The 20878-nt window shown below is 55.0% G+C and carries 22 protein-coding genes and 1 tRNA gene; 20 read left to right on the top strand and 3 right to left on the bottom strand.

The window, feature by feature from the left end:
* The first annotated feature begins 77 nt into the window (after positions 1-77).
* Positions 78-1376 (top strand): serine--tRNA ligase, encoded by a 1299-nt coding sequence (serS, locus tag hmeg3_RS16805; RefSeq protein WP_094564734.1) that lies wholly within the window; start codon positions 78-80, stop codon positions 1374-1376.
* Between the two features lie 94 nt (positions 1377-1470).
* On the opposite strand, the gene hmeg3_RS16800 is transcribed toward serS, so the two are convergent.
* Entirely contained in the window at positions 1471-3363 is a 1893-nt protein-coding gene (locus hmeg3_RS16800; protein ID WP_232511692.1) for a GGDEF domain-containing protein, read from the bottom strand.
* Between the two features lie 245 nt (positions 3364-3608).
* On the opposite strand from hmeg3_RS16800, the gene hmeg3_RS16795 reads away from it, so the two are divergent.
* Both hmeg3_RS16795 and hmeg3_RS16790 read left to right on the top strand, forming a co-directional pair.
* A tRNA-Ser gene (locus hmeg3_RS16795) sits at positions 3609-3698 on the top strand.
* Positions 3699-4005: 307 nt separating this feature from the next.
* Positions 4006-5733: a diguanylate cyclase gene (locus hmeg3_RS16790; protein ID WP_094564733.1), complete on the top strand. Its 1728-nt coding sequence runs from the start codon at positions 4006-4008 to the stop codon at positions 5731-5733.
* A 52-nt stretch (positions 5734-5785) separates the two neighbouring features.
* Here the strand turns inward: hmeg3_RS16790 and hmeg3_RS16785 are convergent, their stop codons facing one another.
* Positions 5786-6211: a MarR family winged helix-turn-helix transcriptional regulator gene (locus hmeg3_RS16785; protein WP_094564732.1), complete on the bottom strand. Its 426-nt coding sequence runs from the start codon at positions 6209-6211 to the stop codon at positions 5786-5788.
* Between the two features lie 141 nt (positions 6212-6352).
* Here hmeg3_RS16785 and hmeg3_RS16780 point away from each other — a divergent pair, with 141 nt between their 5' ends.
* The 4 genes from hmeg3_RS16780 (at position 6353) to hmeg3_RS16770 (ending at position 8982) form a co-directional block, all read left to right on the top strand.
* Positions 6353-7552 (top strand): HPP family protein, encoded by a 1200-nt coding sequence (locus hmeg3_RS16780; protein ID WP_094564731.1) that lies wholly within the window; start codon positions 6353-6355, stop codon positions 7550-7552.
* A 143-nt stretch (positions 7553-7695) separates the two neighbouring features.
* Complete coding sequence (locus tag hmeg3_RS25165) at positions 7696-7818, top strand: hypothetical protein (RefSeq protein ID WP_255407474.1); 123 nt, start codon at positions 7696-7698, stop codon at positions 7816-7818.
* Between the two features lie 243 nt (positions 7819-8061).
* Positions 8062-8253: a DUF1289 domain-containing protein gene (locus hmeg3_RS16775; protein WP_050476674.1), complete on the top strand. Its 192-nt coding sequence runs from the start codon at positions 8062-8064 to the stop codon at positions 8251-8253.
* 63 nt (positions 8254-8316) lie between these two features.
* Positions 8317-8982, top strand: coding sequence for a cysteine hydrolase family protein (locus tag hmeg3_RS16770; RefSeq protein WP_094564730.1), 666 nt, complete (start codon positions 8317-8319; stop codon positions 8980-8982).
* A 96-nt stretch (positions 8983-9078) separates the two neighbouring features.
* Here hmeg3_RS16770 and hmeg3_RS16765 read toward each other — a convergent pair whose 3' ends face one another.
* Positions 9079-9708 (bottom strand): Maf-like protein, encoded by a 630-nt coding sequence (locus hmeg3_RS16765; protein ID WP_094564729.1) that lies wholly within the window; start codon positions 9706-9708, stop codon positions 9079-9081.
* A gap of 104 nt (positions 9709-9812) precedes the next feature.
* Between hmeg3_RS16765 and hmeg3_RS16760 the strand changes: the two genes are divergently transcribed.
* The 13 genes from hmeg3_RS16760 (at position 9813) to hmeg3_RS16700 (ending at position 20846) form a co-directional block, all read left to right on the top strand.
* Entirely contained in the window at positions 9813-10307 is a 495-nt protein-coding gene (locus tag hmeg3_RS16760) for a DUF177 domain-containing protein (protein ID WP_198361717.1), read from the top strand.
* A gap of 108 nt (positions 10308-10415) precedes the next feature.
* Positions 10416-10598 (top strand): 50S ribosomal protein L32, encoded by a 183-nt coding sequence (gene rpmF / locus hmeg3_RS16755; protein ID WP_006463510.1) that lies wholly within the window; start codon positions 10416-10418, stop codon positions 10596-10598.
* 145 nt (positions 10599-10743) lie between these two features.
* Positions 10744-11835 (top strand): phosphate acyltransferase PlsX, encoded by a 1092-nt coding sequence (gene plsX / locus hmeg3_RS16750; protein ID WP_094564727.1) that lies wholly within the window; start codon positions 10744-10746, stop codon positions 11833-11835.
* On the top strand, positions 11832-12818 hold the full coding sequence (locus hmeg3_RS16745) for a beta-ketoacyl-ACP synthase III (RefSeq protein WP_094564726.1): 987 nt from the start codon (positions 11832-11834) through the stop codon (positions 12816-12818). The genes plsX and hmeg3_RS16745 overlap by 4 nt, the downstream gene beginning before the upstream one ends.
* A gap of 101 nt (positions 12819-12919) precedes the next feature.
* On the top strand, positions 12920-13852 hold the full coding sequence (gene fabD, locus hmeg3_RS16740; RefSeq protein ID WP_094564725.1) for an ACP S-malonyltransferase: 933 nt from the start codon (positions 12920-12922) through the stop codon (positions 13850-13852).
* Positions 13849-14622, top strand: a complete 774-nt coding sequence (gene fabG / locus hmeg3_RS16735; RefSeq protein ID WP_094564724.1) for a 3-oxoacyl-ACP reductase FabG — start codon at positions 13849-13851, stop codon at positions 14620-14622. Before fabD ends, fabG begins: the two co-directional genes overlap by 4 nt.
* 123 nt (positions 14623-14745) lie before the next feature.
* Positions 14746-14985: an acyl carrier protein gene (acpP, locus tag hmeg3_RS16730; protein ID WP_007881445.1), complete on the top strand. Its 240-nt coding sequence runs from the start codon at positions 14746-14748 to the stop codon at positions 14983-14985.
* Between the two features lie 30 nt (positions 14986-15015).
* Positions 15016-16257, top strand: coding sequence for a beta-ketoacyl-ACP synthase II (gene fabF, locus hmeg3_RS16725; RefSeq protein ID WP_094564723.1), 1242 nt, complete (start codon positions 15016-15018; stop codon positions 16255-16257).
* 56 nt (positions 16258-16313) lie between these two features.
* Positions 16314-16799, top strand: coding sequence for a protein YgfX (locus tag hmeg3_RS16720; protein WP_094564722.1), 486 nt, complete (start codon positions 16314-16316; stop codon positions 16797-16799).
* A 113-nt stretch (positions 16800-16912) separates the two neighbouring features.
* Positions 16913-17515 (top strand): RNA polymerase sigma factor RpoE, encoded by a 603-nt coding sequence (gene rpoE / locus hmeg3_RS16715; RefSeq protein ID WP_007881448.1) that lies wholly within the window; start codon positions 16913-16915, stop codon positions 17513-17515.
* A gap of 122 nt (positions 17516-17637) precedes the next feature.
* Entirely contained in the window at positions 17638-18306 is a 669-nt protein-coding gene (locus hmeg3_RS16710) for a sigma-E factor negative regulatory protein (RefSeq protein ID WP_094564721.1), read from the top strand.
* A gap of 1 nt (position 18307) precedes the next feature.
* A complete protein-coding gene (locus hmeg3_RS16705) occupies positions 18308-19333 on the top strand; it encodes a MucB/RseB C-terminal domain-containing protein (RefSeq protein ID WP_094564720.1) in 1026 nt (341 codons plus the stop codon).
* 13 nt (positions 19334-19346) lie between these two features.
* Complete coding sequence (locus hmeg3_RS16700) at positions 19347-20846, top strand: DegQ family serine endoprotease (protein WP_198361716.1); 1500 nt, start codon at positions 19347-19349, stop codon at positions 20844-20846.
* The last annotated feature ends 32 nt before the right edge of the window (positions 20847-20878 follow it).

Here is a 20878-nt window from a genome sequence, read left to right as displayed (position 1 = left end):
TAAGCGGCCCGACGGCGAGGACAGGCAATGTCCTTGGTACAATCTCGGTTTTACCGCATTTTCTACATTGGCATTCCATGATCGACATCCAACTTCTTCGTAAAGACATCGACAATGTCGCCGCCCGTCTGGCCGCGCGCAAATTCCAGCTCGATGTCGCCGCTTTCAATGCGCTCGAAGGCGAGCGCAAGCAGATTCAGACCCGTACCGAGGAATTGCAGGGCAAGCGCAACAGCCTGTCCAAGCAAGTCGGCATGCTCAAAGGCAAGGGCGAAGACGCATCGGCAGTCATGGCGGAAGTGTTCGGCATCGGCGATGAGCTGAAGGCCTCGGCTACCCGTCTGGAAGAAGTGCAGGCGCAACTGAGCGATTTCCTGCTGACCGTCCCAAATTTGCCGCACGAATCAGTGCCTGCCGGAGCTGACGAAAGCGGTAACGTCGAAGTACGCAAGGTCGGCACGCCGCCGGTGTTCGACTTTGAAGTCAAGGATCACGTTGACGTCGGCGCTGCGCTCGGTCTGGATTTTGACGTCGCCGCCAAGCTGACCGGTTCGCGCTTTGCCGTCATGAAAGGCGGTATCGCCCGTCTGCATCGTGCACTGGCGCAGTTCATGCTCGATACGCATACGCTGGAACACGGCTACACCGAGTGCTATACGCCTTACATCGTCAACGCCGATTCGCTGCGCGGTACCGGCCAGTTGCCGAAGTTTGAAGCCGATCTGTTTGCGGCGAAGAAGGGCGGCCAGGAAGGCGATACCAGCGACAACACAGCGTTGTATCTGATCCCGACAGCCGAAGTGCCGCTGACCAATCTGGTGCGCGACGAGATCGTTGCCGGCGACACACTGCCGCTGAAGATGACGGCGCATTCCCCATGCTTCCGTTCCGAAGCGGGCAGCTACGGCCGCGACACGCGCGGCATGATTCGCCAGCATCAGTTCGACAAGGTCGAAATGGTCCAGATCGTGCATCCGGAGAAATCCTACGAGGCGCTGGAAGAAATGCTCGGCCACGCCGAAAACATCCTCAAGAAGCTCGGCCTGCCTTACCGCGTGATCACGCTATGCACCGGCGACATGGGCTTCGGCGCTGCCAAGACTTACGACATTGAAGTCTGGCTGCCGGCGCAAAACACTTACCGTGAGATTTCGTCGGTATCGAATTGCGAAGCCTTTCAGGCGCGCCGCATGCAAGCGCGTTTCCGTAACGCCCAGGGCAAGCCTGAGTTGGTGCATACGCTCAATGGTTCAGGCCTGGCGGTCGGCCGTACGTTGGTCGCAGTGCTGGAAAACGGCCAGCAAGCCGACGGCAGTGTGGTGATTCCAGAAGTGCTGCGTCCTTACATGGGCGGCTTGGAAAAGCTGGCGCCGTAATCCTGGCCCGGTGATGAAAAAATGGCTGATGTCCGCAGGGGCATCAGCCATTTTTTTGTCGTGCGCATCGGACTGCGAAGGGATTTGTGATCGTTTACATTGCCCACGAGAAAGTTGCCGGAACGCGCCGCTCAATGAACAGGCTGTTGCCGGGTGTTTTCTTTGCTTGCTTCTTGGCTTTGGTGGCAGCCGAGGCGATCTGGTGCGGCGAAGAATATTGCGAAGGTTCGATCTTGACCGCGCCCAGCGACAGGCTGACCAATGGATGCAGTACCCGATTGCCCTGGCGGTCTTCGCTGTAGTAGCCGCCGCGCTCCTTGTCTTCCATATAGTAGAAGCTCTGTGAGGCCGTGCTGAAAGCGTCCAGCATTGCCTGGCAGCGATATTCCCAATCCTCGCTCTGGAACATGATCAGGAAATCGTCGCCGCCGATGTGGCCGATGAAGTCGAGTTGCGGGTCGCAATACTGGCTCAGCGTGCGGCCGGTCAGCTGAATCATGTCGTCGCCCTTGCGATAGCCGTAGACATCGTTGAAGGGTTTGAAATGATCCAGGTCGCAGTAGCAGATGCAAAACTCCACGCCACTCTGCAGCAGGAACTCAATATGTTCGTTGATCGGCACGTTGCCGGGCAATTGCGTCAGCGGGTTGGCGTAGCGCGCTGCTTCGATTTGCATCTGCGTGATTTCGCGCAGCAGATCGTGACCGGTGCCCATGCCGACATATTGCCCTTGATCGACGATGATGAAGCCGTTCGACAAGTGATGCGATTCGGCTTGCACAAGCATGTGGCTGAGGTCTTGCAGGCTGGTGTCTTGCTCGGTCAACAGCGGATTCGGATCCATGAAGAAGGTGCAGGACTTTTTGCCGTACAGTTCGCGGCCGTACAGGCGGGCGAAACGTTCCACCATGCTATAGCGATTGATCAGACCAACCGGAATGCCGTTGCTGACGACCGGCAAAGCCTGCAATTGCGGGTCGTTGACGAAGAGGTCGTAAACTTCGTCGTTGGGGACGACAGGGGATACATAGCGTGTTTCACGCAGCAGCTTGAAGACGGTGGCGCTCTTTTTGGTCGGGCCATGTTTTTGTGTGACCAGCGGCACCTTGTCGCGGCGCAGGATCTTGCTGATGTCATCGCCGACCACGGTCTTTGGATTGGCGTGCGGCCGCGCGATGTGATAACCCTGGCCGCAGGCGATGCCGAGGTCGCGAATGGTCAGCAATTCAGCTTGTGTTTCGATGCCTTCGGCGATGACGATGGAGCCGGACTTTTCGGCGATTTCCTGAATGGAACGCACGAACTGGAGTTTCATCGGGTCGTTGTTGATGCCCTGGATGAAGTGCATATCGACTTTGACATATTCCGGTTGCAATTCCGACCACAGGCGCAGGCTGGAAAACCCTTCGCCAAGATCGTCGATCGCAATCTGAAATCCCATGTCGCGGTAGTGCATGGCGGCGTTACGCAGCAACTGGTAGTCGTAGGTCGGTTCGTTTTCAGTCAGCTCGATGATGATGCGTTGCGGGTTGATGCCGAGTTTTTCCAGATGGCGCAGTGTTTCGCCCTGGATGGCTTCCGGTTGCACCAGGGCGCCGGGGCTGACGTTGAGAAACAGATTCCCCGGTAAGCCGGACTGCGCGAACTGCGCCATGACGATATGACGGCACAGATGCTCGACCTGCACCGACAACTTGTTGGCGCGCGCGACTTTGAACAGATTCAACGGCGAATGCAGAGGGCTATTGGACGGGCCGCGGATCAGGCCTTCGTAGCCGACGATCTCGCCGCTGCGCATGCGAATGATCGGCTGGAAAAGGGCTGTCAGGCTCCGTTGCGCAATGATTTCATGAAGATGAGACAGCAGTTGCGAATCTTGCTGTTCTTCTGTTTGGCGAGCATGGCTGATACCGTCTGCCTCGCCGGCATGCGCGGCAGGGAAGGGCGGAAGGCTGCTTTCGAAATCATGTGCGGCAAAAGGTGCCATTGTCAGGTCCACGGGGTCCAACCATCAGTAAGTATGAATGCCACATCCGAGCGGCGGGCAACGTCTGATCCTAGTGGAGATTTATGACAAGATGATGATACGTAAATTATTTTCGACATGTTTTCTGAACGCATCGGGAATAAAATTTATAGAAAAACAGTACAGACCTATTTCCATCTTTAAAATGGTTCTGCTATAATCTTTTGCTTTGCTGCCCTCGGGCAGTAATTTCGACTAGGTTAACCGGAGAGGTGGCAGAGTGGTCGAATGTACCTGACTCGAAATCAGGCGTACGGTTTCCCGTACCGTGGGTTCGAATCCCACCCTCTCCGCCAAGATACAAGCAACGCCCGCTTTATGCGGGCGTTTTGCTGTCCAGACTGTGCGCGGTTATTTCAGATCCATTGCCGATCGATTGCAGGCATGCTGTGGGCCTATCGCATTTGTTGCCTCTGCTGCTTTCAGAAAAATTGATTCTTGTTGTTATTGCGCCTGGATCATTGCTGGCTTTATTTAGGGCTGGGTTTGTTGCTTTGTGCCTGAAGAATGAGCAATTGCGGACTGCTACCCTATAATGGCGGTCGTTGAAAGTTGATTAATTTGCAATTTTCACCATTCTGCGGGTATTTCGAAGGTAATAAGATGTCGCTGAATCGCTTGTTCTGGTTAATCTCGGTTGCACTCATGTTGATTTTGCTTGCTCTGACCGCAAGGATTGTCTCCAGCGAGTGGGGCCAGTATCGCCGCGGCGCTCGCAGCGTCGAAACCGTGCGGGTGGTGCAGCTCATCATGATTGCCATGGAAAAGACCTCCATCGAACGAGGTCCGTCAAATGCGCTGATGGGTGGAGAGATCGCCGACCTGCCGCAGTTGTCCCAAAAACTTCAGGCTGCACGCGCGCAAACTGACCAGTCCATCGCTGTCTTGCTCAACGCCTTGCGTGCAGATGCCGACGTGCGCTATGCCCCGGCCATCCGCAATATCGAATACGTCAAGGCTGCGCTGGAGCCGGCCCGCTCTAATGTGGATCGCCAGGTTGAGTTGCCGCGTTCTCAGCGCTCTTCGGATGAAGTCTCGGTGGCGGTCAGCGGCATGATCGATCTGATTCCCCCTTTTGTGACAGCCGTTGCCGATTTGACGAGCATCGCGATCCAATCCGATCCTGAGTTGTTGGACGGTCTGACCGGCATGCGCGTGGCGTCGAGCCTGCGCGAATATGCGGGACAGGTCGGCTCGAAATTTACTGCGCCCATCGTTACCCAGCGTCCGTTGACCAAGGATGAAGTTATCGAAATCGGCAAACTCTATGGCCGTATCGAGCAATTGCGCTCCTTGCTCAACATTCAGATGCGTGCTTACAGGAATAACCCGGCGTATAACGCGGCGTTGTCTGATCTTGATGCGCAATACTTCGGCAAGGGTTTGCCGATTTTAGGTCAGTTGTTGCAGGTGGGGCTGATCTCCGGCGGCTATGAATTGACGACGGCCGAATTGGCTGCGCGTTATGTCCCGCCGATGGCATCTATTTTGCGTTTGCGGGATGTCATTCTGTCCGATCTGATTCGCGATGCGGAAATTCGCAATCGCCAGGCGCGCAACTATCTGATTGCGACAGTTGTCATGGCGATGGTGGCGGTGATTTTTTTCTTCGTGCTGATGTATTTGGTGCGCCAGCGCGTGTTGGCGCCGATTCTACGGGCAACGACACTGGTGACCGGGCTGGCGGTCGACAATCTTGAGGTGGAGATTCCTCAGGCGCGCTATCAGGATGAAATCGGCGACATGCTGCGAGCACTGCAGGTCTTGAAGGCGAGAAGCCTGGAGCGTATCAGTCTCGCCGGCGAGCGCGAGATGCTGATTCAGCAATTGCAGGTGTCGTCGAATACGGATTTTCTGACGGGGGTACTCAACCGCCGCGCGTTCTTCGCGCACAGTGAGCAGCAGTTGGCGGTGGCGCAGCGTTATAAGCGCAATCTTGCACTTGTTCTTCTGGATATCGATCACTTCAAGCGCATCAACGACAGCTACGGTCATCTTGCCGGTGACAGTATTTTGCGCAATGCCGTGCAACTGATCGCGCAGCTGTTGCGCAAGGTGGATATTCTCGCGCGCTACGGTGGAGAGGAATTCATCATCCTGCTGCCGGAGGCGGATCTGGAGCAGGCGTTGGTGGTGGCGGAAAAGCTGCGCGCGACATTGGCGGGGCATACCATTGCTGCCGAAGACGGCACGCCAATTTCCATTACCGCCAGCTTCGGCGTCAGCGCGCTTGTCGGTGCGGAAAGTCTTGATCACATGATTCGTCTGGCTGACGAAGCACTCTACGTCGCAAAAAATAACGGGCGTAATCAGGTTGTGCGCGCAAGCTAGTGTCGCGCGGATGGTTTGCTTACTCAGTCGTGCTTGGTGCTGTCGGCAGGGCTTAGTCGCGGTCGTTGAAGGCCGAGATATGCGATACCTGAAAGACGCTGGACAATGAGTGCAGCTCGTTACGATGCAGCTCAGCCAGTCGATGCAAATACTGCTCTCCGATGTCCGTCAGTCTCACCTGCACCAGGCGTTTGTCCTTGTCGTCTTGGGTACGCGTCACCAATCCCGCCTTTTCGCACCGCGTCACCAATGCTACGACGCCGTGATGCTGTGACTGCAAGCGCTCAGCCAGTTCGCTGATGCTGGCCCAATCACGTCCCGGAAATCCCTTGATATGCAGCATCAGCAGATATTGCAGCGGTGTGAGTCCTTCGCTTTGTGCTGCATCTTCACTGAAACGGATGAAGCGGCGCAATTGGTAGCGAAATTCCGAAAGAGCTTCGAAATCGTCTTTTTGCAGGCGTGAGGGTGTTTTCATTGTTGGTGTGGCGGAGCGGATGAGGTGGGGCTTGTATCCCGGCAATTCAGCATAGTAATGCCTTGTCGCAGCAAAATATATCATCTTGTGATGTAATTACGGTTTCTGGCTTTTTGACTACGTTCAAGAATGGGTTGGGGCATGCGCGATTCTATCCTGCAATGGCTGAGGAGTTTTGTTCCGCAACGATCGGCGGTGGACCGCTTTGAGCGCATGCGCGCCAGTGTGGGCGCCTTGTTCGGGATTTTGCTCACGGGACTGCTGAGCCTGTCGATTCTGCCGCATGAGGCGGCGACGGTATGGTTGATCGCTCCGATGGGGGCGTCGGCGGTATTGCTGTTCGCTGTCCCGGCCAGTCCGCTGGCGCAGCCATGGTCGATCATCGGCGGCAATCTGGTGTCGGCGCTGGTGGGCGTGTCATGTGCAAAGCTGGTGGCGGAGCCTGCATTGGCGGCGGCGTTGGCGATCGCGCTGGCCATCGCCTGCATGTTTGCGCTGCGCTGTATTCATCCTCCCAGTGGCGCGGTAGCGTTGACCGCCGTGCTCGGTGGGCCTGCGGTGCATGCGATGGGATATGGATTCGTCATGACGCCTGTGCTGCTCAATTCGTTTTTGCTGCTGGCGATGGCCTTGTTTTTCAACAATGCGACGCGCCGCCGTTATCCGCATGCTCAGCAAAACGAGCATCGCAACAATACGCACGGTACGGCCGATGCCGCGCCGACAGCGCGCCTCGGTTTTTCTCACGACGATCTTGATGCAGTGCTGCGGCGTTATAACCAGGTGCTGGATATCAGTCGGGACGATCTTGAGGCGATCTTTTTGCAAACGGAGATGGAGGCCTATCGCCGCCGCTTTGGCGAAACGGTCTGCGCGGACATCATGTCGAGCGATGTCGTTGCTGTCGAATTTTCGACTGAGTTGGCGGATGCCTGGCGTTTGATGCGGGAGCATCGCTTGCAGGCTTTGCCGGTAATCGACAGGGCGCGCCGGGTCATCGGCATTGTTACCAAAACGGACTTTCTTCATCACGCCGGCCCGCACGACTATTTGAGTTTGGGTGATAAGTTGCGTGCGTTCCTGCAGCGCACACCGCATACGCATTCCATCAAGCCGGAAGTTGTCGGGCAAATCATGAGTGCCAAGGTAAGGACTGCGTCGGTGAGCTTGCCTATCGTGCAATTGGTGCCGCTGATGGCTGACGAAGGTGTGCATCAGATTCCGGTGATCGATGATGAAAAGCGTCTGGCGGGTATGGTGACGCAGGCGGATATGGTGGCAGCGCTGTACGTCAATAATCTGACGCGCGCTTCAGCCGGCTTGCGGATGGTGGCATCTTGATGGTGGCGCAGGGAATTGCTGAGGTTGACTGCGGTTGGTGCCAACGGAGATCGAACGATTCAATCTGAGGGCGTCTAAAATGATGGGGACGTGTGCAGCAAAAACGTCGTACAGATTACAGATGCAAAATACAGGAGATCGCCATGCGCCAAGCTGCTCTGATTTCAGTTTTATTTGCCGTCCTGCTGACGACGGCGTGCCAGCGTAAGGGCGATCCGCCAAAGCCGACCGTGTCGATGGCACCGGTTGCGGAGTACGCGAGCTAAGGGTTTGTGTACAAGTTATTGGATTTGTGAATATCTGCTATTGGAACAATAAAGCAGACGAGGGTGGAGGTGATCGCTATAGTTGCACCTGTCTCCTCCAATTTTCCTCCTTAAGAAATTGGATTCAGCCCGCAACCTCTGGTTCGCGGGCTTTTTTTTGCCTAAAATTTGCCCCAAAAGACTGCGGCTCCGCTTCTTGGTAAGATGTCGGCCAGTTATCACGTAGTCCTCGTAAAGATATCCATGTCCCAAACTCCCCCGGAACGCCCAGATACCCCTTGTGTTGCAGTCTGCTCAACAACTTTTGATGATGTGTGTCGCGGCTGCGGTCGTACCGTGTCTGAAGTGGCGCACTGGGTATTCATGACCGAGGAAGAAAAAGATGTGGTCTGGAAGCGTATTACCGCCGAGGGTTATCCGCGTCGCCAGAAATAAACTGCCCGCCTGTATGCCAATGTCATTGATGATGAAGTACATCCCATTTAAGGAGTCGCAAACATGATGCAAAAACGTTTTGCCTATCAAGCCGCTTCGGCGCTCTTGCTCGTCGCGTTGACGGCCTGTAGTGCTGTCCCGACTAGTGCGCCCGCGACAGTCGGTGCAAATACGCTGCCGGAAATTCCTGCTGCTGCGCCGGTGACGCTGGCTGCCGGCACGACTGCATTGCTGGTATTGGATATCAATTCGGCAGTGTGTCAGCCTAATCCTGCTTGCCTCGCCACCGTGCCGGCAATCGTGTCGCTCATCAACAAGGCGCGTGCAGCCAAGGTCCCCGTTTTGTATTCGACTACCGTCAGCCCGTCCGGCCCGCCGCCAATGTTGTCGGCGGTTGCGCCGCAGCCGGGCGAACCTGTGGTCTCGACACGCGCCAACAAATTTACCGGCACCAATCTGGAGGAGCTCCTGAAGCAAGTCAAGGCGGAGACGCTGGTGATCGTCGGCAGTGCGGCCAATGGCGCAGTGATGTACACGTCCTTCCATGCCAATACGCGTGGGTTCACCGTCGTGGTGGCGGAGGATGGCATTTCCAGCCCGGCCCCCATCAGTACGCAGGTGGCACGTTATCAGGTGCTGAACCAGCCTGGCTTTATCAATGCGACCAACACGCCGTTGGCGGACAAGAAGGTTACCCTTAGCCGCGGCGATCTGATTACGTTCAAATAAGCACTGATTGGTTTCAGAGATTTTGTCTCTGAGCCGGCGTCGACAATAAGGGGCTTTTGCCCCTTATTGCATTGCGCGACTTGTTTTTATTACTGATCAGGCGTGAGTGCTATTGGAGATGCCGAAAAACGGCATGTCTGCCTTGCGCAGCATGCTGGTCAGGGCAATCATGGGCAGGCCGGTCAGGGCGGTAGGGTCGGTGCTCTCGATTTTTTCGAGGATGGCGATCCCCAAACCTTCGTTTTTGGCGCTGCCGGCGCAGTCGTATGGTTGCTCAATGCGCAAATAGGCATCGAGCTCGGCATCGGGAAGGTCGCGGAAGGTGACGAAAGTCTGGATATTCTCGATTTGTATGACTGGCTCACCGGGATTGCGGTTGTCCAGCAGACATAATGCTGTATGGAATGTCACGCGTCGGCCGCGCATGCGGATCAGTTGCCTCAGGGCATTGTCGTGATTTCCCGGCTTGCCGATTTGTTCACCATCAAGCGTGGCTACCTGGTCGGAGCCGATGATAAGCGAGTTCGGGCTGGTCTTTGCGATGGCTTCGCCTTTTTGTCGGGCCAGGCGCAAGGCGGTGGCTTCGGGACTTTCTCCTGCTGCGGGCGTCTCGTCGATATCGGGTGAAATCGCTTCGAAAGGCAGTTGCAGTCTGGATAGCAGCTCTTTCCGGTAGGTTGAGCTGGAGGCCAGAATCAGGTGGGGGAGAGGCGAGGAATTGTGCATTATGCGACAACAGGGTGGAAGTGTTTGCTAAAAATGCGCTAACACTTTGACGAATAAGGGAAAACGCTGGTATTATCGCAGGTTTTCCGGATTCTGCTTTCGCCATGAGCACTTTTGTGATCGACGCATTTGAATTTAGTCGGCTCAAAGAGCACGCCGAAGGCGAGTTATCGGTAGCCGATCTGGCGCGTCTTGCCAGTGAAACGGTTGATCGCTCCGGCGCAATTAAGTGGTCGTTGAGCGGCGGTGTCGACAAGCTCGGGCATCCGCAATTGAGTCTCTCTATTTCTGGTCAGGTTAATCTGGTCTGTCAGCGTTGTTTGACGTCGATGCCATTTCAGATGACGTCTGATTCGAAGCTGGTGCTGGCCAAGAATGAAGATGCTGCGGACGCCATCGAAGAGCAGCTTGATGATGATGAGATTGATGTCATTGTCGGCGACGCAGCCTTGGATGTCAGTGTTCTGGTCGAGGATGAGGCTTTGCTGGCTTTGCCGGTGGCGCCCAAGCACGATGTGTGTCCCGGTCATGTTGCAGCTGAGGCGGTTGTGGCAGAGAAAGTTTCTCCGTTTTCGGTATTGAAGAATTTAAAGCAGTAATTGTTGGTGGCAAGCTTTTGGGCTTGTCAAAGTACGGATTCTCGGTTGGTCAGTCAATTTGCTAGCCGGATATGTTAAAATTTTAGAACTTAAGGTTTAGGAGTTATCATGGCTGTTCAGCAAAACAAAAAGACCCCATCGAAGCGCGGTATGCATCGTGCACACGATTTCCTGACAGCGCCACCGCTGGCAGTCGAGCCGACAACTGGTGAAACACACCTGCGTCACCATATCAGCCCGAACGGTTTCTACCGTGGTCGTAAAGTTCTGAAGACTAAGAACGACGAGTAATCGGGATTGCTGTTAAGGCGGAACGCGGCGCAATGATTTTTTAATTGGCGCCGCTTTTTATTATGCTGAATCAGCGTAGCGCGTCATTTTGAATCGCGCCAAATCTGCCCCATAATGCGGGTTGGCAAGGCTCTGAATCAAAACAATGACCATCAAAATTTCCATTGACTGTATGGGCGGCGATCACGGCCCGTCAGTTACTATCCCAGCCGCCATTTCTTTTCTGCAGCGCGAACCTGACGCCGAGTTGATCTTGGTCGGTCAGGAAGAGTTGTTGCGCGCAGTTTTGCGCAAGCAAAAGCAGGCAGATATTGCCCGGATTCACATCCAGCACGCATCTGAGGTCGTCACTATGGACGATCCGATTGAAGTTGCTCTGCGGCGCAAAAAAGACTCATCCATGCGCGTTGCCGTGAATCTGGTCAAGGACGGCCGGGCGAATGCGGCGGTTTCCGCCGGCAATACCGGCGCGCTCATGGCGGTTTCCCGCTATGTACTCAAAACGATACCTGGCGTTGACCGCCCGGCTATCTGCACTATTCTCCCGAATCAAAAAGACGGTCCGACCTACATGCTCGATCTGGGCGCCAACGTGGATTGCGAACCGCAGCATTTACATCAATTTGCATTGATGGGTTCTGCCCTGGTTTCCGCCATGGAGGGCAAGCCCAAACCGTCAATCGGTCTGCTCAATGTTGGCGAAGAAGAAATTAAAGGCAATGAAGTGGTCAAGCAGACCGCCGAGTTGCTGCATGCCGACCATGAAAAGGGCATACTTAATTTTTACGGCAATGTCGAAGGCAACGATATTTTCGAGGGCACTACGGATATCGTGGTGTGCGACGGGTTTGTCGGCAATGTGACGCTGAAGGCTTCGGAGGGATTGGGGCGCTTCGTCAAGATCGTCCTCACCACGGAATTCAAAAAAGGCTTCTTCAACAAGCTGGGCGCCCTGATTGCTTACGGCGCCATCAAGGCCTTGTCGCGTCGGCTGAATCCTTCCCGCTACAATGGTGCCAGCTTGCTGGGCTTGCGCGGACTGGTCTTCAAAAGCCACGGCGGCGCTGATGTGTACGCGTTCGAATGGGCGATCCGTCGCGCTTACGATGCGGCCAAATATGACGTGTTGTCGCGCATCACGACAACGATGGCGGAATTGATTCCGCAGGTGGAGGCCTTGCATGTCGCTGAGCGTGCCGCCACATCAACCGAACTAACAGAACAGAAAACGGTATGACTCTCTATAGCAAAATTGTCGGCACCGGCAGCTATCTGCCGCCCAAGCGTGTAACCAATGATGAGTTGGCAAAGCAACTGGCAGTAAAAGGCATCGAGACTTCCGACGAGTGGATCTTCTCGCGCAGCGGGATTTCCGCGCGCCACTATGCCGAGCCGGACGTGCTGTCGAGCGACCTCGCCGTAGCGGCGTCACAGCGCGCACTTGAGATGGCAAAGCTGCAGCCGAATGATATCGATCTCATCATCATGGCGACATCGACGCCGGATCATCTGGGCGGTTTTCCGAGCACGGCCTGTGTCGTTCAGCGCAAGCTGGGTATCACCAACGGCGCTGCTGCGATGGACGTGCAGGCGGTCTGCAGCGGCTTCGTCTACGCGATGTCGGTGGCGGACAGCTTCATCAAATCCGGCGCGCACAAGAATGTGCTGGTGATTGGCGCGGAAGTGTTTTCGCGCATTTTGAATTTTGAAGATCGCACCACCTGCGTGCTGTTTGGCGACGGTGCCGGCGCTATTGTCATGACAGCGTCAAAAGAGCCCGGCATTCTCGCCTCGAAATTGCATGCTGACGGCAGCCATGGCCACATTCTGTGCGTGCCCGGCAATGTGAATGACGGTGCAGTTGCTGGTAATGCGTACCTGTACATGGACGGCCCGGCGGTATTCAAGCTGGCTGTTTCCGTATTGGACAAGGTCGCGCGTGAAGTGCTGACGATTGCACAGGTTGATGCCAAAGAAATCGACTGGCTGATTCCGCATCAGGCCAATATCCGCATCATGCAGGGCACGGCCAAAAAACTCGGCCTGCCGCTGGAAAAAATGGTGGTGACGGTCGATGAGCACGGCAATACGTCGGCCGCATCGATTCCGCTGGCCTTGGATCAGGCAGTGCGCGACGGTCGCGTCAAGCCGGGTCACAACGTCATGATGGAAGGTGTTGGCGGTGGATTCACCTGGGGTGCCGTGCTGGTCAGGATGTGAGTGGAGGTGGCGAGGGCGCCGCTGCATTGAGTGCGGATGGCGTCTCGCGCATCCTGCATCTTGTTCTGATACGAATTGATTTACTAACGACAAAATAGAGCATGACAAAATTTGCTTTTGTTTTTCCGGGCCAAGGTTCGCAAGCCATCGGAATGTTGAACGGGTTTGCCGATAACGAAGTCGTCAAGGCGACTGTTGCGGAAGCTTCCGATGCACTGCAATTCGATCTCGGCAAGCTGATTGCCGAAGGCCCGAAGGAAGATCTGGATCTGACCACGAATACTCAGCCGGTCATGTTGACAGCTGCCGTCGCGTTTTATCGCGCATGGCTGGCTGCGGGTGGCAAGGCGCCGGCGCTGGTCGCTGGTCATAGTCTGGGCGAATATTCTGCGCTGGTAGCTGCCGGCGTGATTGCATTCAAGGATGCGGTGCCGCTGGTGCGTTTCCGTGCGCAAGCCATGCAGGAAGCTGTTCCTGTTGGTCAGGGCGGCATGGCGGCGATTCTCGGTTTGTCGGACGATGACGTGCGTGCTGCCTGTGCTGAGGCTGCGCAAGGCGAGGTGGTTGAGGCTGTCAATTACAATTCTCCGGCCCAAGTGGTGATTGCCGGCGGCAAGGCGGCAGTTGAGCGTGCCTGTGAAATCGCCAAAGCCAAGGGCGCCAAGCGCGCGCTGGTGTTGCCGGTTTCTGCACCATTCCATTCCTCGTTGCTCAAGCCGGCGTCGGACCGTTTGCAAGCGTATCTGGCAAATGTGCCGTTCTCTGCGCCACAACTGCCGCTGATCAATAACGTCGATGTCGCCATCGTCAATGATCCGGCCGCAATTAAAGATGCGTTGGTGCGTCAGGCTGCCAGCGCCGTACGTTGGGTTGAGACCGTGCAAAAGATGTCGGCCGAAGGCATTACTCATGTCGTTGAATGCGGTCCAGGCAAAGTGCTGGCTGGTTTGACCAAGCGCATCAACGGCGATCTGATTGGCGAAGCAATTGTCGATCAGGCTTCTTTGGACAAAGTATTGGAGTTATTGAAGTGAGTGATCAAAATTCGCAAAATTCGCAAAACCTGCAGAATCAAGTTGCGCTAGTCACCGGCGCATCCCGCGGCATCGGTCGCGCCATCGCTCAGGAGCTGGTTCGTCAGGGCGCCAAGGTGATCGGTACCGCAACCTCTGAGGCAGGTGCTGCTGCCATCAGTGAATATCTGGAGCAATTGCAGCCGGGTTGCGGCAAGGGTGTCGTTCTCAATGTGACGGACGTCGCGGCCTGTAATGCTGTCATTGATGCGATTCAAAAAGAATTCGGCGGCCTTTCGATTCTGGTGAATAACGCCGGCATCACGCAAGATCAGCTTGCCATGCGCATGAAGGAAGAGGAGTGGGATAATGTCATCTCCACGAATCTGACCGCCGTGGGGCGTCTGTCGCGCGCTGTGTTGCGCGGCATGATGAAAGCCAGGCACGGCCGTATCATCAATATCACTTCCGTGGTCGGTTCGGCCGGCAATTCCGGGCAGATGAACTATGCGGCCGCCAAGGCCGGCGTCGCCGGCATGAGCCGTGCGCTGGCGCGCGAAATTGGTAGCCGCAACATTACGGTTAATTGCATTGCACCGGGTTTTATCGATACCGATATGACAAAAGTGCTGGGTGAGCAGCAAACCGCGGCGTTGTTGCAGCAGATTCCACTGGGTCGTCTTGGTGCTCCGGAAGACATCGCAGCAGCGGTTTCCTTCCTTGCTTCACCGCAGGCTGGCTATATCACTGGAACGACCTTGCACGTCAATGGCGGCATGTATATGAATTAAGCGTCTTTGGACGCAGTTGGCAGCAAATTAAGTATTCTTGTCAGGAGTACTTAAAAGTGAATTTTTGGCGTGCAAACCTGATAAAATGCGCGCACTTTTGTAACCTATCCACTGGAGGCACTTATGTCCGATATCGAACAACGCGTTAAAAAGATCGTCGCTGAGCAACTGGGCGTCGCTGAAGCAGACATCAAGACTGAATCGTCGTTCGTGGACGATCTGGGCGCTGACTCCCTCGACACTGTCGAGCTGGTCATGGCACTGGAAGATGAGTTCGAAATGGAAATCCCAGACGAACAAGCTGAAAAAATTACAACCGTGCAACAGGCGATCGATTACGCCAAGGCACACGTCAAGGCCTAAGTTGGTTTTGAACGACTCCAGGAGAATTGCTTGAGCCGCTCACGTGAACGTCGCGTAGTCATTACCGGTCTGGGATGCATTTCACCCGTTGGCAATAATATTGCCGACGCATGGGGTGCAGTCAAAGAAGGTAAGTCGGGCATTGCTACCATCACGAAGTTTGACGCCACTCCTTTCACCACGCATTTTGCCGGTGAAGTGAAGGGCTTCAATATCGAAGACTACATCCCCGCCAAAGAAGCTCGCCACATGGATACTTTTATCCATTTCGGCATGGCGGCAGGGATGCAGGCCATGCAGGATAGTGGCCTGGTCGTTACCGATGAGAACGCTGATCGTATCGGCGTCATTATCGGTTCCGGCATTGGTGGTTTGCCTTTGATCGAGCAAACGCATGAAGAGCTGACCAATCGCGGCCCACGTCGCATCAGCCCGTTCTTCATTCCAGCGTCGATCATCAATATGATTTCCGGCAACTTGTCGATCAAGTACGGTCTGAAGGGCCCTAATCTGGCCATCGTGACTGCTTGCACAACAGGTCTGCATTGCATCGGCTCGGCCAGCCGCATGATTCAGTACGGCGATGCCGACGTGATGATTGCCGGTGGTGCGGAGTCCAGCGTTTCGCCCTTGGGTATCGGTGGTTTCGCTTCTGCGCGTGCACTGTCGACGCGCAATGACGATCCGGCGACTGCATCCCGTCCATGGGATAAGGATCGTGACGGCTTCGTGCTCGGCGAAGGTGCCGGCGTGATGGTGCTGGAAGAGTATGAGCATGCCAAGGCGCGTGGCGCCAAGATCTATGCTGAAGTGCTCGGTTTCGGGATGAGCGGTGACGCGTATCACATGACCGCGCCGAATCTGGATGGTCCGCGTCGTTGTGTGGTTTCGGCCCTGCGCGATGCCGGAGTCAATCCGGATGAGGTTCAGTACCTGAATGCGCATGGCACATCGACTCCGCTTGGTGACAAGAACGAAACCGATGCGATCAAGGCGGCATTCGGTGATCATGCTTACAAGATGGTCGTCAATTCCACCAAGTCCATGACCGGCCATTTGCTGGGCGGTGCAGGCGGGCTGGAATCGGTGTTCACCGTGTTGGCGTTGCATAATCAGATCTCTCCTCCGACGATGAACATCTTTAATCAGGATCCGGAATGCGACCTTGATTACTGTGCCAATCAGGCGCGCGATATGAAGATTGATATTGCCGTCAAGAATTCATTTGGATTCGGTGGCACTAACGGCACTCTGGTGTTCGGTAAGGTGTAAATATCCCAACTCGGCTTTCAATTGAAAGCCGAGTTCGTTTCTCCACTCCAATTTATATGTCAATAGCAGTTTCCGCGGATATCAAGCCTTCCCGTATGCTATTGCTCATGATGGCTGCTGCAGCTATCGTCGTTGCTCTCATCGGCGTTATCTTTGCTTTCGCTCTGGTGGGGCAATTGTCTTTCCTGGTCAGAATGTTGCTGGCTGCCGTATGTGTTGTGGCAGCACTGATGGCGTTTTGGCTGGTGCTGCAAAATCGTAAAGCTGTCTGGCTGCATATTTCCGGAACCGGGCAGATCCGGCTGGTAGAGCACCATGCGGTTGTTCGGGCCAAGGCGGGTTCGCGCGTCATGAGCGGTGGTTTGGCGCAGTTGCTGGCTGGTTCAACGGTGTGGCCAAATCTGCTTTTGCTGCGTCTGAGACTTGAAAACGGCAAAGTGCGCACCATACCTGTCTTACCGGACTCTGTCTCGAAGGAAACTTTCCGTGCGCTGCAAGTGGCTTGCCGCTGGGTTGCAAGTCATAATAACGACGCCCGCTAGGCATGCGATTCACTTAAAAACAAAAAAGATAGTACGCTTGCTGAATTTATTGCGTCACAACTGGTCAATGACTCGGGTTGTGCAGAAATGATAAAAAAACAAGGAACCTGGATTTGACGACGGAACGCGAAATTGATCAACTGCTTGTCGAGCGTGTACAGCGTGGCGATAAGAAGGCGTTCGAGCTATTAGTTGCCAAATATCAACGGAAACTGATGCGGCTCGTTTCGCGTTTAGTACGCGATCAGGCTGAGGCTGAGGATGTCGTGCAAGAGGCGTTCATCAAAGCCTATCGTGCGCTGCCTCAGTTTCGCGGTGATTCCGCGTTCTACACCTGGTTGTATCGTATTGGCATCAATACGGCGAAAAACTATCTGGTGACAATGGGCCGCCGGGCGCCGACATCCACCGAGGCTGATGCCGAAGAAGCTGAAACTTTTGACGATGGCGAGCACCTAAGGGACATCAATACTCCTGAGTCGATGCTGGCAACCAAGCAAATTGCCCAGACCGTCAACGTAGCAATGGAGGCGTTGCCGGAGGAATTGCGAACAGCAATCACTCTGCGGGAAATTGAAGGTTTGAGTTACGACGAAATCGCTGATGCCATGGGATGTCCGATTGGCACCGTGCGTAGCCGGATTTTCCGGGCACGCGAGGCGATCGCGGAGAAACTGAGGCCGCTCTTGGGTACTGCAATCGACAAGCGCTGGTAACGTCGATGGCTGTATGCAAAAGGCAGGTGTAGTGGGTTATGCGCAGTATAGAGTTTTGTAGGTAAGCGACATAAAAATAAGAGTGGGTGATGGAACTGAATTTTGTGGCCGGGTGACTACTTATGGATACCAAAGAAATTAGCAGAGAACAGATTTCGGCATTGGCCGACGGTGAGCTTGTTGACGCACACGTCAACGTAGCATTAGCCGTGTTGCGTCAGCCTGAGGAGCAGATCACATGGGATCTGTATCATCAGATTGGCGACGTTCTGCGCTCCGATGAAATGGCGTTTTCGCTCAGTGAAGGATTTACGGCGAAAATGCACGCGCGTCTTGATGCCGAGCCGGCAATCATTGCTCCGCACATTGCCCCACAGTTGAATTCGGTCGCAGCGGAGCAGATCATTGTTCCTGCTGCTGCCGCAAACGGTGGGGCGACGCGCAGGCGCTTTGTACGACGTTTTGCAATGCCTGGTGCAGCAGTTGCCGCAGCAGTTGTGGCGGTTGTTTTTGTGACGTCTCCGCAGCAACCCGCGACGATGGCTAATAACGGTGCGGTGGCTGGCACTGCGGCGTCGGCAATCGTGGCGCCGTCTGGCATTACGACAGTTGCCGCGACTTCAGTGCCTCAAAGTGCTACGCAAGTCAGCAGTTTGGCGCAGCAGGGCGAGGTCGCTCGTGATCCTCGTATTGACGATTATCTGCTGGCACACCAGCGTTTCTCGCCTTCCATGTACAGTTCGGTCCAATATGCCCGTTCGGCGGCTTTTGCAATTGACTCAGATAAATAATATGCGGCAGACACAAGGTTTGCTCCGGGTCGTTCTTTTCCTTTCGGCATTCATGGCATTCTCCGCTCGGGCGGAGAATGCACTGCCGGCAAAAGTGAGCAACAATCAGGACGCGCAGGTCTTACTTAAAAAGATACAATCCGCTGCTCAGCGGTTAAATTATTCCGGTACCTTCGTTTATCAGCAGTCCAATCAGATCCGTACGTCGCGTATCACGCACATTCTGTCCGGCAAGAATGAAATCGAAAAGCTGGAAGTCCTCGACGGCAAGCCACGCGAATACATTCGCAACAATGATGATGTCGCTTGTTATGTGCCGGAAGCGAAGACGGTTCTGATCGAAAAACGCATTACCCGCGACGTATTTCCGGCGATTCTTGCAGCAAATCCCACCGATCTGGTTGATTACTACAGCGTCAAAATGGGCGAAACCGGGCGCGTTGCCGGTCATGACTGCCAGGCAGTGATCCTCGAACCAAAAGACAAGCTGCGTTATGGCTACAAGCTCTGGGCGGACAAGGCTACCGGGCTGCTATTGCGCGCGCAGACTTTTGATGGAAAGAATGAGGTGGTGGAGCAAATCTCCTTCACGCAAATCGAAATCGGCAACATCGATCACAACCGCGTGAAGCCGACCTTCACCAATACAAGTGGCTGGCATATTGAGAACTCCGTCATGAGTCAGGTCAATCTTTCTGGCTGGGCGGTGACGCCACCACCGGGATTCAAGAAGATTCAAGAAGTGAAGCGCCTGATCTCCGATACGCAAAATACAGGTGCTTCCGCTGCCCAGCATGGCGTAACCACGCAGCGGGAAGTGTCGCAGATCGTATTTTCTGATGGCCTTGCGGCTATTTCGGTATTCATCGAGCCTGGCTCGCAAAGTCGTACTGAAGGCTCCATGCAACAGGGCGCCATGAACATTGTTGGCCGCCGTCAAGGCGACTATTGGCTGACCGTCGTTGGTGAGGTTCCTGGTGCAGCGATTCGACAAGTGTCAAATTCAATAGAGTTCAAATCCAAATAATACAAAAATCCACATGATGATTCCCGCAAAGAAAGTCCTGTTGTCGTCGCTTCTGAGTGCGTCGGTTCTCGCGTTGTCGCCGTCGCTATTCGGTTTGAGTGCTGCGGTTGCCGCGCCGGCCGTTGCAGGGTTGCCTGATTTTGCAGACATCGTTGATCGCACCGGTCCGGGTGTCGTTAATATTCGTACGACGGAACGCGTCAAAACAGGCCAGCCTCAAGCGGGCGCTGACGACGAAGAAATGCAGGAGTTTTTCCGCCGCTTTTTTGGCGTACCAATGCCTCGTCAGCAGCAGCCGAATACACCCAATACGCCCAATGCGCCGCGTAATAAGGGTAAAGGCGGCAATGCACAGCAGGAAGAAGTGCCACGTGGTGTTGGGTCCGGTTTCATCATTTCGGCTGACGGTTACATCATGACCAACTCGCACGTGGTTGAGGGCGCGAGCGAAGTGTATGTCACCTTGACCGATAAGCGCGAGTTCAAGGCCAAGATCATTGGCTCGGATACGCGTACAGACGTGGCGTTGCTCAAGATTGATGGTTCCAACCTTCCGCGTCTGGTGATTGGTGATTCGGACAAGATCCGCGCAGGCGAATGGGTCTTGGCGATCGGGTCTCCGTTTGGTTTGGAAAACACCGTGACGGCAGGGATTATTTCTGCCAAGGCGCGTGATACAGGCGACTATCTGCCCTTGATTCAAACCGACGTAGCAGTGAATCCCGGTAATTCCGGTGGTCCGTTGATCAATCTCAAGGGTGAGGTCATCGGTATCAATTCGCAAATTTATAGTCGTTCCGGTGGCTTTATGGGCATCTCTTTCGCAGTGCCGATTGACGAGGCGTTGCGGGTTTCCGATCAGTTGAAGGCAAGCGGGCGCGTGACGCGCGGTCGTATTGGTGTGCAAATCGGCGAAGTGACAAAAGATGTTGCAGAGTCGCTGGGCTTGGCCAAGGCGCAAGGCGCGATGGTGCAACGTGTCGAGCCGGGCGGTCCTGCTGATAAGGGCGGTCTGGAAGCCGGGGACATCATCCTCAAGTTCAACGGCGCCACGATTGAAAAACCGAGCGATCTGCCGCGCATGGTCGGCAACATCAAGCCAGGTTCGCGTGCGACGGTCAACGTCTGGCGTAAAGGCAGCGCACGCGACGTCAGCCTGACTGTCGTGGAGCTCGAAGCAGACAAGCCCGCCAAGGTCGAAGAGAAGAAGCCCAAGCAAGAGGCTGTGCCAAACTCCCTGGGCTTGATCGTCAGTGATTTGAGCGATGCGCAAAAGAAAGAGCTGAAGGTCGAAAACGGCGTACTGGTTGAATCTGCTGTCGGCGTGGCTGCTGCAGCCGGTTTGCGTGCCGGTGATGTTGTGCAGCGTCTGAACGACATCGATATCAAGGATGCCAAGCAATTCAATGGTTTGGTTGCCAAGCTGGATCCCAAGAAGCGTGCAGCTGTGCTGGTACGTCGCGGTGATTCGTCGCAGTTTGTTCCATTGCGCCCCAATACTAGCGGTAATTAACGTAACTGAAGGCAATTAAGCCCGATTCAGGC

The sequence above is a fragment of the Herbaspirillum sp. meg3 genome, assembly GCF_002257565.1.
Classification (GTDB): Bacteria; Pseudomonadota; Gammaproteobacteria; order Burkholderiales; family Burkholderiaceae_D; genus Herbaspirillum.
This window is presented reverse-complemented; position numbering and strand designations above follow the sequence as displayed.

Coding starts and splice junctions, on each gene's coding strand:
- serS (WP_094564734.1), top strand. CDS start 78: ATGATCGACATCCAACTTCTTCGTAAAGACATCGACAATGTCGCCGCC.
- hmeg3_RS16800 (WP_232511692.1), bottom strand. CDS start 3,363: ATGGCACCTTTTGCCGCACATGATTTCGAAAGCAGCCTTCCGCCCTTC.
- hmeg3_RS16790 (WP_094564733.1), top strand. CDS start 4,006: ATGTCGCTGAATCGCTTGTTCTGGTTAATCTCGGTTGCACTCATGTTG.
- hmeg3_RS16785 (WP_094564732.1), bottom strand. CDS start 6,211: ATGAAAACACCCTCACGCCTGCAAAAAGACGATTTCGAAGCTCTTTCG.
- hmeg3_RS16780 (WP_094564731.1), top strand. CDS start 6,353: ATGCGCGATTCTATCCTGCAATGGCTGAGGAGTTTTGTTCCGCAACGA.
- hmeg3_RS25165 (WP_255407474.1), top strand. CDS start 7,696: ATGCGCCAAGCTGCTCTGATTTCAGTTTTATTTGCCGTCCTGCTGACG.
- hmeg3_RS16775 (WP_050476674.1), top strand. CDS start 8,062: ATGTCCCAAACTCCCCCGGAACGCCCAGATACCCCTTGTGTTGCAGTC.
- hmeg3_RS16770 (WP_094564730.1), top strand. CDS start 8,317: ATGATGCAAAAACGTTTTGCCTATCAAGCCGCTTCGGCGCTCTTGCTC.
- hmeg3_RS16765 (WP_094564729.1), bottom strand. CDS start 9,708: ATGCACAATTCCTCGCCTCTCCCCCACCTGATTCTGGCCTCCAGCTCA.
- hmeg3_RS16760 (WP_198361717.1), top strand. CDS start 9,813: ATGAGCACTTTTGTGATCGACGCATTTGAATTTAGTCGGCTCAAAGAG.
- rpmF (WP_006463510.1), top strand. CDS start 10,416: ATGGCTGTTCAGCAAAACAAAAAGACCCCATCGAAGCGCGGTATGCAT.
- plsX (WP_094564727.1), top strand. CDS start 10,744: ATGACCATCAAAATTTCCATTGACTGTATGGGCGGCGATCACGGCCCG.
- hmeg3_RS16745 (WP_094564726.1), top strand. CDS start 11,832: ATGACTCTCTATAGCAAAATTGTCGGCACCGGCAGCTATCTGCCGCCC.
- fabD (WP_094564725.1), top strand. CDS start 12,920: ATGACAAAATTTGCTTTTGTTTTTCCGGGCCAAGGTTCGCAAGCCATC.
- acpP (WP_007881445.1), top strand. CDS start 14,746: ATGTCCGATATCGAACAACGCGTTAAAAAGATCGTCGCTGAGCAACTG.
- hmeg3_RS16720 (WP_094564722.1), top strand. CDS start 16,314: ATGTCAATAGCAGTTTCCGCGGATATCAAGCCTTCCCGTATGCTATTG.
- hmeg3_RS16710 (WP_094564721.1), top strand. CDS start 17,638: ATGGATACCAAAGAAATTAGCAGAGAACAGATTTCGGCATTGGCCGAC.
- hmeg3_RS16705 (WP_094564720.1), top strand. CDS start 18,308: ATGCGGCAGACACAAGGTTTGCTCCGGGTCGTTCTTTTCCTTTCGGCA.
- hmeg3_RS16700 (WP_198361716.1), top strand. CDS start 19,347: ATGATGATTCCCGCAAAGAAAGTCCTGTTGTCGTCGCTTCTGAGTGCG.